At 69.2% G+C, this 13,635-nt stretch carries 13 protein-coding genes; 4 read left to right on the top strand and 9 right to left on the bottom strand.

What is annotated here, in order from left to right:
* Nucleotides 1–30 precede the first annotated feature (30 nt).
* A complete protein-coding gene (locus AC5Y4Q_RS03700) occupies nt 31–1,143 on the top strand; it encodes an enolase C-terminal domain-like protein (RefSeq protein WP_499958010.1) in 1,113 nt (370 codons plus the stop codon).
* Here AC5Y4Q_RS03700 and AC5Y4Q_RS03695 read toward each other — a convergent pair.
* Genes AC5Y4Q_RS03695 through AC5Y4Q_RS03680 form a run of 4 tightly spaced genes read right to left on the bottom strand, consistent with a single transcriptional unit; the run spans nt 1,106 to nt 7,743 of the window.
* A complete protein-coding gene (locus tag AC5Y4Q_RS03695; RefSeq protein WP_499958008.1) occupies nt 1,106–4,252 on the bottom strand; it encodes an FAD-binding and (Fe-S)-binding domain-containing protein in 3,147 nt (1,048 codons plus the stop codon). The genes AC5Y4Q_RS03700 and AC5Y4Q_RS03695 overlap by 38 nt on opposite strands.
* Complete coding sequence (locus AC5Y4Q_RS03690) at nt 4,249–6,072, bottom strand: thiamine pyrophosphate-requiring protein (protein ID WP_064921789.1); 1,824 nt, start codon at nt 6,070–6,072, stop codon at nt 4,249–4,251. The genes AC5Y4Q_RS03695 and AC5Y4Q_RS03690 overlap by 4 nt, the downstream gene beginning before the upstream one ends.
* Before the next feature lie 58 nt (nt 6,073–6,130).
* Nucleotides 6,131–6,790: a UdgX family uracil-DNA binding protein gene (locus AC5Y4Q_RS03685; RefSeq protein ID WP_064921790.1), complete on the bottom strand. Its 660-nt coding sequence runs from the start codon at nt 6,788–6,790 to the stop codon at nt 6,131–6,133.
* Nucleotides 6,787–7,743: a TIGR03557 family F420-dependent LLM class oxidoreductase gene (locus AC5Y4Q_RS03680; protein ID WP_499958005.1), complete on the bottom strand. Its 957-nt coding sequence runs from the start codon at nt 7,741–7,743 to the stop codon at nt 6,787–6,789. The genes AC5Y4Q_RS03685 and AC5Y4Q_RS03680 overlap by 4 nt, the downstream gene beginning before the upstream one ends.
* Nucleotides 7,744–7,866: 123 nt before the next feature.
* Here AC5Y4Q_RS03680 and AC5Y4Q_RS03675 point away from each other — a divergent pair, with 123 nt between their 5' ends.
* The 3 genes from AC5Y4Q_RS03675 to AC5Y4Q_RS03665 are packed head-to-tail and all read left to right on the top strand — an operon-like array spanning nt 7,867 to nt 8,545.
* Nucleotides 7,867–8,106: a hypothetical protein gene (locus AC5Y4Q_RS03675; protein ID WP_064921792.1), complete on the top strand. Its 240-nt coding sequence runs from the start codon at nt 7,867–7,869 to the stop codon at nt 8,104–8,106.
* Nucleotides 8,107–8,122: 16 nt separating this feature from the next.
* Complete coding sequence (locus AC5Y4Q_RS03670) at nt 8,123–8,290, top strand: hypothetical protein (protein ID WP_165604336.1); 168 nt, start codon at nt 8,123–8,125, stop codon at nt 8,288–8,290.
* Nucleotides 8,291–8,344: 54 nt separating this feature from the next.
* Nucleotides 8,345–8,545, top strand: a complete 201-nt coding sequence (locus AC5Y4Q_RS03665) for a hypothetical protein (protein WP_125224328.1) — start codon at nt 8,345–8,347, stop codon at nt 8,543–8,545.
* A gap of 104 nt (nt 8,546–8,649) precedes the next feature.
* On the opposite strand, the gene AC5Y4Q_RS03660 is transcribed toward AC5Y4Q_RS03665, so the two are convergent.
* From AC5Y4Q_RS03660 to AC5Y4Q_RS03640, 5 genes are read right to left on the bottom strand one after another with little or no spacing between them, the layout of a single operon-like run.
* A complete protein-coding gene (locus AC5Y4Q_RS03660; RefSeq protein ID WP_234786451.1) occupies nt 8,650–9,942 on the bottom strand; it encodes a UDP-glucose dehydrogenase family protein in 1,293 nt (430 codons plus the stop codon).
* A complete protein-coding gene (locus AC5Y4Q_RS03655) occupies nt 9,939–10,883 on the bottom strand; it encodes a glycosyltransferase family 9 protein (protein WP_235663849.1) in 945 nt (314 codons plus the stop codon). The genes AC5Y4Q_RS03660 and AC5Y4Q_RS03655 overlap by 4 nt, the downstream gene beginning before the upstream one ends.
* A complete protein-coding gene (locus tag AC5Y4Q_RS03650) occupies nt 10,874–11,563 on the bottom strand; it encodes an SDR family oxidoreductase (RefSeq protein WP_125224327.1) in 690 nt (229 codons plus the stop codon). The genes AC5Y4Q_RS03655 and AC5Y4Q_RS03650 overlap by 10 nt, the downstream gene beginning before the upstream one ends.
* A gap of 16 nt (nt 11,564–11,579) precedes the next feature.
* A complete protein-coding gene (locus AC5Y4Q_RS03645; protein ID WP_125224326.1) occupies nt 11,580–12,965 on the bottom strand; it encodes a PfkB family carbohydrate kinase in 1,386 nt (461 codons plus the stop codon).
* Nucleotides 12,962–13,537, bottom strand: a complete 576-nt coding sequence (locus AC5Y4Q_RS03640; RefSeq protein WP_165604337.1) for a D-sedoheptulose-7-phosphate isomerase — start codon at nt 13,535–13,537, stop codon at nt 12,962–12,964. Before AC5Y4Q_RS03640 ends, AC5Y4Q_RS03645 begins: the two co-directional genes overlap by 4 nt.
* Nucleotides 13,538–13,635 lie beyond the last annotated feature (98 nt).

Genomic DNA, 13,635 nt, shown 5'->3' with positions numbered 1-13,635 from the left:
CCCGTTCCGCGTCGCGGGTAGTCACCAGCCATGACTTCGCGCGCAGCCACTGCGATACCGATCGAATCCGTCGAGGTCTCGGCCTACGCGATCCCCACCGACGCCCCGGAGTCCGACGGCACCCTGGCCTGGGACTCGACTACCTTCGTGCTGGTCAGCATCCGGGCCGGGGGTCTGGTCGGAACCGGCTACACCTACGGCGGAACGGCGGTGGCCACCGTGGTGGGCGGCAAGCTGGCCGAGGTCATCACCGGCGAGGACGCATTGCAGCCGCCGGCCCGGTGGGCGGGAATGCAGCACGCGGTGCGCAACCTGGGCAAGCCGGGCGTGGTCGCCGAGGCGATCTCGGCGGTCGACATCGCGCTGTGGGATTTACGGGCCCGGCTGCTCGATGAGCCGCTGGCCGTGGCCCTCGGCGCTGTCCATGACGCCACCCCGATCTACGGCAGCGGCGGATTCACCTCCTATGACAACGCCACGCTGTGTAAACAGTTGTGCGGCTGGGCCGACGCCGGCATTCCCCGGGTCAAGATGAAGGTGGGCCGCGACCCGGAGGCCGACACCGGCCGGGTTTCTGCGGCCCGGGCGGCGATCGGCGAGGGTATCGAGTTGTTCGTCGACGCCAACGGGGCCTACCACCGCAAGCAGGCCCTGTGGTGGGCGCGGTGCTTCGCTGATTTCGGTGTGCGGTGGTTCGAGGAACCGGTGACCTCCGACGATCTCGAGGGGCTGCGTCAGTTGACCGAGCACGGGCCGCCGGGAATGGACATCGCCGCCGGCGAATACGGTTACCACCTACCGTATTTCGAGCACATGCTGGCCGCGGGCGCCGTGGACTGCCTGCAGGCCGACGTCACCCGGGCGCTCGGAATCACCGGGGTGCTCAAAGTCGGTGCGCTCTGCGACGCCCGCGGCATCGACCTGTCGCTGCATTGTGCACCGCAGATCAGCGGCCAGGTCGGCACGGCGATCTGGCACCTGCGCCATCTCGAGTACTTCCACGACCATGTACGGATCGAAGGCCTGGCGTTCGACGGAGTGATCACCCCGGAGCCGGGCGGAGTGCTGCGCCCGGACCGGTCGGCACCCGGGCACGGGCTCACCGTCAAACAGGCCGATCTCGACGACTTTCGCGTCGCCTGAATCCGAAGGCTACCGCGGCGAGAGCGGCGACCGGCCCGACAGTCCGGATGGCCCGCGTCGGCGTTGCAGGTCGCGGACGACCGGGCGGCTCAACGGATCTGATGTCCTCGGACAGCTTCGCCATCGCCATCAGCTGGCCCAGGTGCAGCGCTGAGGCGGCGCCGGCGTCGGCAAGCTGTGTCTGGCAGGAGAACCCGTCGGCCACCACCAGCGCGTCGGGGTTCTTGCGGGTCGCCGGGAACAGCGCCTGCTCTCCGCAGTCCATCGATATCTGGTACTTACCTTCTTCGAAGCCGAACGAGCCGGCCAGCCCGCAGCAGCCCCCGGATACCGGCTCGACGTCCACGCCCATCTTCTGCAGCACTTCCTGGTCGGCACTGACGCCGCCGGTGGCCCGCTGGTGGCAGTGGCCCCACAGCAGGGCCCGCATGCGAGAGGTCTTGGGCACCTCGACGTCGAACTTGGCGAAGAACTCGGCGAAGTGATAGCTGTTGCGCACCAGCCGCTCGGCGTCGTCGTCATGCGGAAGCAGTTTGGGCAGCTCGTCTTTGAACACCGCCAGACAGCTCGGCTCCATCCCGACTACCGGGGTGTCGTCGCGGATCTCGTCGCGCAGCGCGGAGAGCACGTCCAGCAGATAGTGTTTGGCGACGTCGAGGAAGCCGTAGTCATACAGCGGGCGTCCGCAGCAGATATGACCGCGCGGCATGAGCACCTGCCAGCCGGCCGCTTCGATGGCCTCCACGCAGGCCACCCCGACATCGGTGTGCAAATGGTTGTTGAAGGTGTCGGGGAACAAGATGACCCGCGGCCCGCCGGAGTTGACCACCGGCCGCGCGGCGAACCACTGCTGCAAGGTCATCGGCGCGAACGTCGGCAACGGGCGGTGCCGGTCGATGCCGCCGACGAATTTGGCGATGGCCGACAGCACCGGGGTCTGGGTGGCGAAGTTCGCCAGCTCCGGGACCTTGGCGGCCAGCCGGGCGGCCTGGTCGATGAAGCCGAAGGCGTAGGCGTAGCGGGGCCGCCACCGGCGCAACGACCGGTAGTGGTGGTAGAGGAACTCCGACTTGTAGGTGGGGATGTCGACGTTGACCGGGCAGTCGTTGGTGCAGCCCTTGCACGCCAGGCACAGGTCCAGTGCGTCCGCGACTTCGGTTGACTGCCAGCCGTCGGTGATCACTTCACCGCGCAGCATCTCGAACAGCAGCCGCGCACGGCCCCGGGTGGAGTGCTTCTCCTCGCGGGTGACCTGATAGCTCGGGCACATGGTGTCCTGCGCTTCGGGCACCCGGCATTTGCCCACCCCCACGCAGCGCAGCGCGGCGTGCGAGAAGTCGCCATGATCCTCCGGGTAGCTGAACTTGACCTTCGGCCGCGGCGGGTTGTAATCGGTGCCCAGCTTGAGGTTCTCGTCGAACCGGTAGGGGTCGATGACCTTGCCGGGGTTCATCTTCCACATCGGATCCCAGATCGACTTGAACTCGCGCATCGCATCGATCAGTCGCGGACCGTACTGCTTGCCGAGCAGCTCGGCGCGCTGCTGGCCGTCGCCGTGCTCCCCCGACATCGAGCCGCCGTAGGAGGCCACCAGATCCCCGGCCGCTTCCAGGAAATGCCGGTAGGTGGCCAGCCCGTCCTTGTGGCGCAGATCGAACCCGACCCGGGAGTGGATGCAGCCCTCCCCCAGGTGCCCGTACATGGCGCCGCGCAGCCCGTGCTCGGCATAGAGCCGCTGCAGGTCCCGCACGTAGTCGCCGACCCGCGCCGGCGGCACCGCCGAGTCCTCCCAGCCGGGCCAGTGGTTGCCGCTGTCCACCGGAAACGCCGTGGATCCCAGCCCGGACTCCCGGATCGACCACAGCTGGGCGCTGTTGCCGCCGTCCTGCTTGCTGCGGGCCATCACGATTCGGTCGGAGCCGAAGCCCTTCTTCTGCTGCAACCACTCGACGAATCGCTGCGCCTGCGCCGACGAATCCCGCGGGTCATCGGAGCCGAACTGCACCATCAGCCACGCCCCGGCCGAATCCACTTGCGGCAGCTGTGCTCTACCGGCCGCGTTGGTTCCGGTCAACTCCTGGTCGTGCACCAGCAGGCTGTCCACTGCCTCGCACCCGATCGGCTTGAACTCCATGATCTCCGGCGCCAGATCGCCGGCGTCTCCGACCGAGTCGAACGCCACGACCACGACGCTGCGGTGCAGCATCGCCGGGGTGAGCATCATGGTCGCGCTCAGCACCACCGCACAGGTGCTCTCGGTCCCCACCAGGGCGCGCGCGACGTTGAAGCCTTTCTCCGGCAGCAGTTCGTCAAGGTTGTAGCCCGACACCCGCCGCGGCAGCTCATCGACATCCGGGTACCCCTTGCGAATGTCGTCGGCATACCTGTCACGCAGATCGCGCAGTGCCGCATAGATTTCGCCCTTCCGGCCGCCCTGGGCGATGATCGCGTCGATCTTGGACTCTTCGTTGTTGCCCACCCAGAACCGGGCGCCGTCGTAGGTGATGATCTCCAATGCGTGGGTGTTGTCCGAGGTGCGCGGCCCCGGCCCGTAGAAGTGCGCCTGGATCGAATGCACACCGCAGGAGTTGTTGCCGATGTTGCCGCCCAGGGTGCACCGGGAGTGCGACGACGGGTCCGGCCCGAACACCAGCCCGTATTCACCGGTGGCCTTGTTGAGTTGCTCATTGATCACCCCGGTCTGCACGGTGCACAACCGTTGGCCCGCGTCGATGTCGATGATCTCGGTCAGATATTTGGAGAAGTCGATGACCACCGCCACGTTGACGGTCTCCCCGGACAGGCTCGTCCCGCCGCCGCGGCACAGCACCGGCGCCCGGTAGCCGTGACAGGCGCGCACGGTCTGCACCACGTCCTCGATCGTCTTGGGCACCACCACCCCGATCGGCACCTGTCGGTAGTTGGAGGCGTCGTTGGCGTACATCGCCTTGGTGCCGGCGTCGAAGCGCACTTCCCCTTCGACGTGGCGGCGCAACTGTTTCTCCAGCCCGATGACGTTGACCCGGTCGACCGCCGCCATTCCTGCGACGAACCGGGTGTCCGGCCGGGCGGGGATCTGCTCGGTGTGCCGGTGGCCGAGCAGGCTCACTCGTCGTCGTCCTTGTCACGCAGGTCGCGTACCGCCTGCTTGGCCGACTCGGTGAACTCGTGCATCTTCTGCTTGGCGCCCTTGGTGGCGACGCTGACCCGGTCCGGGTCTTTGATCATCGCCTTGGCGGTCTTCTTCGCAATGTCCATCCTGATCTGAGGCGGAACCGGTGCGATATCCGGGTCGACGACCACTTCCAGTACCACCGGGCTGCTGGCAGCCAGCGCCTGGTCCCAGGCATGCCCGATGTTCTTCGGGTCATCGCAGCGGATACCGGTCAGCCCGAGCAGCTTGGCGAATTCGGCATACGGTACGTCTGGAATATGTTGGGAGCCCTCGAATTTCTTCTCCCCTCCCATCGCCCGCTGCTCGAAGGTGACCTGGTTGAGGTCCTGATTGTTGAACACGCAGAAGATCAGCGGGCCCTTGGACAGCCGGTCCTTGTAGCGCTTCACGGTGATCATCTCGGCCATGCCGTTCATCTGGAACACCCCGTCACCGACCAGGGCGATCACCGGGCGGCCCGGGTGCGCCAGTTTGGCGGCGATCGCATACGGGGTGCCGGGTCCCATGGTGGCGAGGTTGCCGGCCAGCGAGGCGGCCATTCCGGGCCGCAGCCGCAGGTGCCGCGCCCACCAGTTGGCCACCGAGCCGGCATCGGTGGTGATGACCGAATTATCGGGCAGTCGCTTGGACAGCTCGTGTACCACCAGCTCGGGGTTGAGCGGGTTTGCCTTGTCGTGGGCGCGCTTGTCGAGCACCCGCCACCACTCGGCCACCTCGCCTTCGATCTTCTTGCGCCAGGACCGGTCTTCCTTGCGCTTGAGTAGCGGGATCAGCTCTTGCAGCGTGTCTTTGGAGTCCCCGATCAGGTTGGCGTCCATCGGGTACCGCACGCCGATCATGCGGCCATCATGGTTGATCTCCACCCCCCGGCACTGCCCTTCTTTGGGCAGCCATTCGGAGTAGGGGAAGCTGGATCCGATCATGAACAACGTGTCGGCGCCGGACATCATCGCCTCGCTGGCCGTGGAGCCCAGCAGCCCGATCGGGCCGGTGACATACGGCAGATCGTCGGGCAGGGAAGCCCGCCCCAGGGAGGTCTTGGCCACCCCGGCGCCGAGCAGCTCGGCCACCTGCACCACTTCGTCTGACGCGTCGGCGGCACCGGCGCCGATCAGAATCGCCACCTTCTCGGCATCGTTGAGAATGTCGGCGGCCTTTTGCAATTCCGGTTGCGCGGGGAGCATCCGGGACCGGGACCAGCCGACGCTGCTGAACACCGCACCGTGCATCCGCGGCGGCGACGGCACCGCGTCCTCTTCGGCGACGTCCTCGGGCAGGATGATGGTGGCCACCGTGCGATTCGTCAGCGCCACCTTGCACGCCCGGTCTACCAGGTGCCGGGCCTGCACTGGCGCCATGCAGGTTTGGATGAAGTCCGACGAGACGTCTTTGAACAGTGAGTTGGGGTCGATCTCCTGCTGAAACGCCGCGCCCAGTGACATCCGCTTCTGCTGGCCGACGATGGCCACCACCGGCTGATGGTCGAGTTTGGCGTCATAGAGCCCGTTGAGCAGGTGGATCGCCCCGCCGCCGGACGTGGCCAGGCAGCAGCCGAGTTCGCCGGTGAATTTGGCGTGCCCGGTCGCCATGAAGGCGCCCATCTCCTCGTGGCGCGGCTGGATCAACTCCGGATCGCCTCCGGCCCGGTCCAGTGCGCCGAGCATGGACAGGATGCCGTCACCGGGATATCCGAAGATCCGGTGCACCCCCCACTGGCGTAACCGGTCGATGATGAAGTCCGCGGTCTTCGGCATGGTGCGCTCCCTTCTATCGGCACACGGTTACCCGTCACCGTGGTTGTCAAACAGCCCGTCAGACCACGGTGCTGTTCTGTTCTGTCACAGCGCCGCCGGCCACCCGAAGGTCACTGACGAATGCGCGGTAGGCCGCTGCCCGGTCGGTCCGGTCGCGCAGCACCGCCGAGGGATGCACGGTGGCCAGGACCGGCGGCCCGGATCGGCCCGGCACCTCGATCAGCTCTCCGCGGCCGGTGGAGATCCGGAACGCCGGGCCCAGTAACGATTGCGCGGCAGTAGCACCCAGGCAGACCACCAGTTGCGGACCCACCGCGTCGATCTCGGCGATCAGCCACGGTCGGCACGCCACCACCTCGGTGCGGCCGGGCTTCTGGTGGATCCGGCGCTTGCCCTCGCGGCGGGTGAACTTGAAATGCTTGACCGCGTTGGTCGCATAGACCAAGCCCGGGTCGATGCCGGCGTCGCTTATCGCACGCTCGAGCAGCCGCCCGGCCGGACCCACGAAGGGATGGCCCTGCCGGTCCTCCTGGTCGCCGGGCTGCTCCCCGACCAGCATCAGCGGCGCCCCGCGCCGGCCCTCGCCGAACACCGTCTGGGTGGCGTCGCGGTACAGCTCGCAGCCGTGACACCCCGCGGCCGCGACCCGCAGTGCGCTCAGCGTCCGCTTCTCCGGCAGATAGCGCTGCGCCCCCGGCACTTTCGTCGTTGCGCTCACGCCGCCAGCTCCGGCGCGATCTCGGATTCCCAGAAGGCGAAGAACTCCTCCTGGTCTCCGCCGATCTGCTGCACGTAGACCTCGTCGAAGCCGGCGTCGGCGAATTCGCGGATCCGGTCCAGATACGGTTTGGCGTCCGGACCGGCCGGCACCGCCTGTACCACCATGTCGGCGGTGACCAGACTCGAGGCCTGCTCGAAATGCGTCGGCGTGGGCAGGTTCTGGCCCAGTTCACCGGGGAGCTGCTCACTGGCCCACAACGCCTGCGCGGTGCGCACCCCCTGCTCCTTCGACGGCGCGTAGCACACCTTGAACCCGGCCTGGGTGGGCTTGCCCATCCCGCCGGCATGGTGGAACTCCGAGACCAGCGCGGCGTCGGGCATGCTGCACTGGTACCCGTCGCCGATCCGGCCCGCCAGCCGCGCCGAATGCGGGCCGTAACCGGAGACGTAGATCGGTGTCGGCTTCGGCGGCAGCGTGTAGAGCCGGGCGTTCTCCACGGTGTAGTAGCGCCCGTGGTGGTTGACCTGGTGGCCGGTGAACAGCTCGCGGATCACCGCGACGGCCTCGTCGAGCATGCCGCGGCGGATGGCCGCCGAGGGCCAGCGTGCACCGGTGATGTGTTCGTTCAACGCTTCTCCGGTCCCGACCCCCAGAACGAAGCGGCCGTCGTGTTGGGCGGCGCTGGTCGCTGCGGCCTGCGCGACCACCGCCGGATGGGTGCGCATGATCGGGCAGGTGACGGCAGTGGTGATCGGCAGCGTGCAGGCCTGCGACAGTGCGCCGATCACCGACCACACGAACGGGCTGTGGCCCTGCTGGTCGGTCCAGGGGTGGAAGTGATCGGAGATCCACAGCGCCTCGAACCCGGCCCGCTGCGCCCGGGTGGCCTGACGAACCAGCTCGTTGGGGTGAAACTCCTCGCTGGACAACGCATAACCGAGGGTCGTCATGGCTCAGGCATACCCGTCGTGGCGTCGGCTAATCCTCAGCGAGTTCGCGGCTGGCCGTCGGTTAGTCGTCGCAGACCTCTGGGTAGCCGATTGGCAGAAACATCAAGACCTAGGGGGGATTCGATGGCCGACGTAAAGAACGTGGAGAGCGGCCAGCGCACCGGCACCAAGGACCGCGACTACGACCTGTTGTGGTTCGTGGAGAACTGCCTGGACAACGCATTGCGGATGGACGTCTACATCGCCGACGCCGAACGCACCGGCGACACCGAGTTGGCCGACCTGTTCCGGCGCGCCCAGAACGCCAGCCGTAAGGGCGCCGAAGAGGGCAAGTCGCTGCTGGCGCACCGGCTGCGCGACTGAACATGCGCCTACCGCGATGCCCGAGCAGGTCACCGATGTCTTCTTGCTGACTTACCTCGGGAAGCCGGTGGATGCCTTCCTGCGTCGCGAGGACGCGGCGGCGGAGCTCTCCACCTACAGCGTGGAGGAGCAATCGGTGATGGAGATAGTCCCGGTACGGCTGATCGGCGGCGGTGAGCCGTAGTGCCGCTGCTGCGGCACCGGCCGCGGGTCTGGACCCGCTGCTCAGGGCGTAGGCGTGGGCGCCGTGGTGGTCGCCGGAGCGTCGGACGGCGTCGGCGTCGCGTCCGCGGGCTTACGGGTCGTCGGAGGGCCGGACGACGTCGGCGTCATGGTGGTCGAGGTGGTGTCCGGATCGGCGAACGCGCCCGGCACGATCGCGACCGCGGCGCAGCCGACAGCCATTGACGCCACAAGTGCCGCCCTACCCAGAATCTGATATCCCGCGACCATGCTGGCCCCTCCCCGATGTTTGCCCCGCCGGGCGCGCGGCGCGTGAGGGTGTTTACCCCCGAGGCGGGTACCTAAACATGACCGCCCAGGTCAGTAGCCGCCCGGTGTTCCGTTGCCGAGGCAGACCAGCCGGGCACCGCCGACCGCGCTGCGGTCGACGACGTTGCGGGTGTCGACGACCACCGCACCGGCAGCGGCGCACCGGGCGATGGCCTCCCAGTCCAACTCGGCGAAGTCGGGCCATTCGGTGAGCACCACGATCGCGTCGGCGTCCTTGGCCGCGACGTAGGGGTCGTCGGCGGCCGGGATCGGCAGGTGCGCGGTATCGATCATCGCCAGCCGCGGGTCATAACCGGTGACCTGGGCGCCGCCGGCCTGCAAGCCGGCGCAGACCGCGATCGCCGGGGAGTCACGGATGTCGCTGGTGCCGGCTTTGAACGTCAAGCCCAGCACCGCGACCTTCAGCTCGGCCAGCGGGCGGCCCACCCGGTGCCGCAGCATGGCGGCGATCCGGTGCACCTGGGCGGCGTTGGTCCGCCGGGCCGATTCGATCTCCCGCAGTTCCACACCGTGCGCCCGGCCGGTGCACACCAGTGCCGCACTGTCCTTCGGCAGGCACGAACCGCCCCAGCCCGGGCCCGGCCGCAGAAAGTGCGGGCCGATCCGCGGGTCGGCGCCCATGCAGCGGGCGATGTCGGCGATATCGGCGCCGACGCGGCTGGACAGCTGAGCCAGCGAATTGACGAAGGACAGTTTGACCGCCAGGAAGGCGTTGCTGGCGTACTTGGCCAGCTCCGCACTCTCCAAGCTCATCCGCAACACCGGGGCGGCATCGTTGGAGTACAGCTTCGCGACCCGCTCGGCTGCCGCACCGTCGTCGGCTCCGATCACCACCCGGTCGGGGTGGCAGAAATCCTCGACTGCGTAACCTTCGCGCAGAAACTCGGGATTGGCCACGACGTGGATGCCGCGGGCCGCCAGCGGCGCACCGATGCGCCGGCAGGTGCCGGGCGGAACAGTGGATTTGACCGCCACCGTCGATCCCGGCGACATCGTGTCGGCAAGCTGCGCGACAACGCGTTCGACGGCTCGCAGGTCGGCGCTGCCGTCGTCACTGGTCGGCGTCGGCACGCATACGAAGACGACGTCGCGGTCGGCCAGCAGGCCGTAGTCGTCGGTGATCCGCAGGGTTCCGTGCGCCAGCCCGGCACGCAACAGGTCGTTGACGCCGGGTTCGTCGATCGCGGCGTATCCGACCCGCAACTCGGCGACGCGCCGCCGGTCGGTGTCGATGCACACCGTGTCGACACCGGCGGCGGCCAGACACACCGCACTGGTCAACCCGACATATCCGGCACCGACGACACCGACGCGTGATGTCATGCGCATTCCGCGAGGACGTCTCGGGCCGCGGCGATGACCCGCGCCGGGGTGATCAGCAGCAGTCCCGCATCCGGCCGATCGGCGTGCGGGTCGCCGCGGTCACCGGCCCAGATGGCGACGTGCGGGCCGGGGCCGCGGGGTCCCCAGTGCGCCGGGGGGGTCGGACCGAACAGCAGCACCGAAGCGGTCCCGGTAGCGGTGGCGATATGCCCGATGCCGGTGTCCCCGCACACCAGCAGCCGCGCGTCGCTGATCAACGCGACCATCCCGAGCAGGTCCAGTTCGCCGGCGAGCACCGATGACGACCTCAGTCCGGCGTAGGCGGCGACGATCTCGGCCAGCGAACGTTCGGCGGCCGATCCGGTGATCACCACCCGGTGCCCGGAACGGCTCAGCGCCGCGGCGACCGCGGCGAACCGGTCCGCCGGCCAGCGCCGCGCCGGTGCCGCGGCGCCGGGGTGAATCACCACGACGCCGTCGCGGCGCGGGTATCCCGGTGGCCGGGCGATGCCGAGTTCCCCAGGACGACACGCGATTCCGGCGTGTTCCAGCAGCATGCACCAGCGATCCACATCGTGCAGGTCGTCGCGCCAGGGCGGCCCGTTCACCGCGGGATAGGAGCAATTGCTGTGGCTGATAAGCGTTTTCGCTCCGGTCGACAGCAGGTCGGTGATGCTCTGCGGGCCCCGCCCGTGCAGGTTGACCGCCGCCTGCGGCGCCGGACCGGACCAGTGCAGCGCACCGAGACCGGCGGTCGGCGCCACCGCGTCCACCGCCCCGCACAGCAAGGCCAGCGGTTTCAGCGGTTCCGGTGTGGCCAGCACGATCCGAGCCGACGGGTACGCCCGCCGCAGCCCGCGCAGCGCCGGCACGCCGGTGAGCAGGTCGCCCACCCCCAGTGCGCGCAGCACCAGCACCGTGGCGCTGCCGGTTACGGCCACGACGATTCCTCGCTGGAACACACCACCATCTCCCGGATTTCGCAGCCGGCCGGCTGGCGCAGCGCGAACAGCACCGCCTCGGCCACCAGGTCGGGGTCGTTGAGTTTGGCGTCCGGCGGCGGCTTGTACTGCTCGGCGCGGCCGTCGAAGAACGGGGTGGTCATTCCGCCCGGGATCAGCAGCGTCACGCCGACTTCACCGGCCAGTTCGGCGGCCAGCGCCCGGGTGAACCCGACCACCCCGAACTTCGAGGCACAGTAGGCGGTGGCGTCGCTGACTGCTTTGATGCCCAGCGTCGATGCGCAGGTCACGATCCGGGCGTCGTCGGCGTCGAGGTACGGCAGGGCGGCCCGGATCACCGCGGCGGTGCCCAGCAGGTTGACATGCAGCACCCGTTCCCAGTCCTTGGCCGGGACGCGATCCAGCCGCCCGCAGCTGTCGATGCCCGCCGGGGTGAACACCCCGTGCAGCGGTTGGTCGGCGGTGCCGGCCAGGTCGGCGACGGCCTCTTCGACCGCGGCGGTGTCGGCGAGATCGGCGCACCGGTAGGTGACGTCGTCAGCCGGTTGGTTGATGTCGATCACCAGCGGTGTCCCACCGGCGCGTTGCACCGCCCGCACCGTGGCGGCGCCCAGCCCGGAGGCACCGCCGGCGATCAAGATGTTGCCCAGTTCCTTCATCTTTCACACTCCTTCGCTAGCGGACAGCGGCGATCAGCTTCGACGACGAGTAGCCCGGGATGGTGGGTAGCACCAGCACCTGACCGCCGTGGCGGCGCACCGTTTCCGCCTCGGGCAGTTCCACTCCGCCGTAGTCGCCGCCTTTGACCCAGATGTCGGGCCGGAGCCTCTCGAGCACCGCAGTCGGCGAGGTCTCGTGGAAGATCGCTACGCCGTCCACGCACGCCAGCGCGGCCAGCACCCGCGCGCGGTCCTCGGCGGGCACCACCGGGCGTCCGGTGCCTTTGAGCGCCCGCACCGAATCGTCGGAGTTGATCAGCACCACCAGTGCGTCGCCCAGGTCGCGAGCCCGCCGCAGCAACCGGACGTGGCCGGTGTGCAGCAGGTCGAAGCACCCGCCGGTCGCCACCAGCGTGCCGCCGCGCCGCCGCACCCGATGGGCCAGCGCCGTCACCGCCGCCATGCCGGTGACCGCGCCGCCCGGCGTGCTCAGGTCGATCCCGCCCGGGATCGGCATGGCGCTGGACACGCCGGCCGCGCCGCCGGCCACCACGAAGCGAGACGCATCGGCCACCGCGGCGCTGGCCGCCGCCAGCGCGTCGGCGCCATTGGCCAGGGCCAGTGCGGCGGCCACCGCGAACCGGTCGCCGGCACCGCAGGTGTCGCTGCGGCCGCCGGTGGTACCCGGCGAGCGGATGTGGTGCGCGGCGTGCCGCGCGTCGGCGAACAGCGCGCCGCCGGCCCCCAGCGTGACGCTGACGGCGCCGGCGCCCCAGGCCCGCCGCAGCGCGTCGGCCCGCTGCCCCCCGCCGCAGGACGGGGCGAAGATCTTCGCCTCGGCGTCGTTCGGTGTCGCCAGGGCACACCGCGGGATCGGCACCGCGCCGCGCGGATGCGGGTCCCACACCACGGTTGTCCGTGCCGCGGCAGCGGTCAGTGCCGAACGCAGCTCGTCGTGGGAGGCGACGCCGTGACCGTAGTCGGCGACGCAGATCGCGGCCGCCTCGCCGAACAGCTCGCCGACCTCGGCGGGCAGTCGCTCCTCGGCCGCGTAGCCGTCGCCGTGGTCGACGCGCACCACCGATTGCCCCCCGGCCCGGATCCGGATCTTGCTGAGCGTGCCGCCGCTCAGCGGCAGCCGCACCACCTGGATGCCCGGGTGGTCCTCGGCGAAGATCCTGGCCAGGCTGCGGCCGGTGGCGTCGTCGGCGGTGGCGGTGACCAGCACGACTTCTCCGTACTCGCGGGCGGCCAGTACCGCCGCCAGCCCGGCGCCGCCGGGCCGCTGCCAGATGCGTTCCGGGTCGACGACCGGAACCGGCGCCTCCGGGGACAGTCGGCTGGCGGTACCGTCGACGTCGACATCGAGCATCGAATCCCCCACCACAACAAGCGGTTTCATGCGAGCGTCCGTTCCGTGTCGAGCAGCACCGCATCAACGGCCATGCAGAGGCTGTGCAGCAGCAACAGGTGGATCTCTTGCACGGTGGCCGTCGAGTCGGCCTCCACCGCGATGCCGTCGTCACTCATGGTCAGCAGCGGGTTGGGCGCGGGCCCGGTCAGCGACCAGGTCACCACGCCGATCTCCTGCGCGGCCTTCACCGCGGCCAGCACATTGCGGCTGGTGCCACTGGTGGACAGCGAGACCAGCACGTCACCGCGACGACCGTGGGCACGCACCCCCCGGGCGAACATCTCTTCGGCACCATAGTCGTTGACGATCGCCGTGGACGCCGATGTGTCGGCGTGTAATGCAATGGCCGACAAAGGTTCTCGTTCATCGTGAAAGCGGCCGACCAGTTCCGCGGTCAGGTGCTGCGCCTGGGCGGCACTGCCGCCGTTGCCGCAGGCCAGCAACCGGCCGCCGCCGGCCAGCACCTCGGCCAGCCGCGCACCCCAGTCCGACAGCTGGGCGGCCGCCGGGCGCACCCGGGCGATCGCTCGCTCCAGCTCGGCCATATGCCGTGCGATCATCAGATCACCTCGACTTTCGATTCGGGTCACGGCCGCCACCACGTCGTCGGCGGCGATGCCGTCCAGACAGGGATGGCCCGCGACGGGGCAGTTTCGGG

This window comes from Mycobacterium sp. NGS16 (assembly GCF_059813225.1).
Note: the sequence above shows the minus strand (reverse complement) of the source record. Positions and strands in the feature narration are given on the sequence as shown.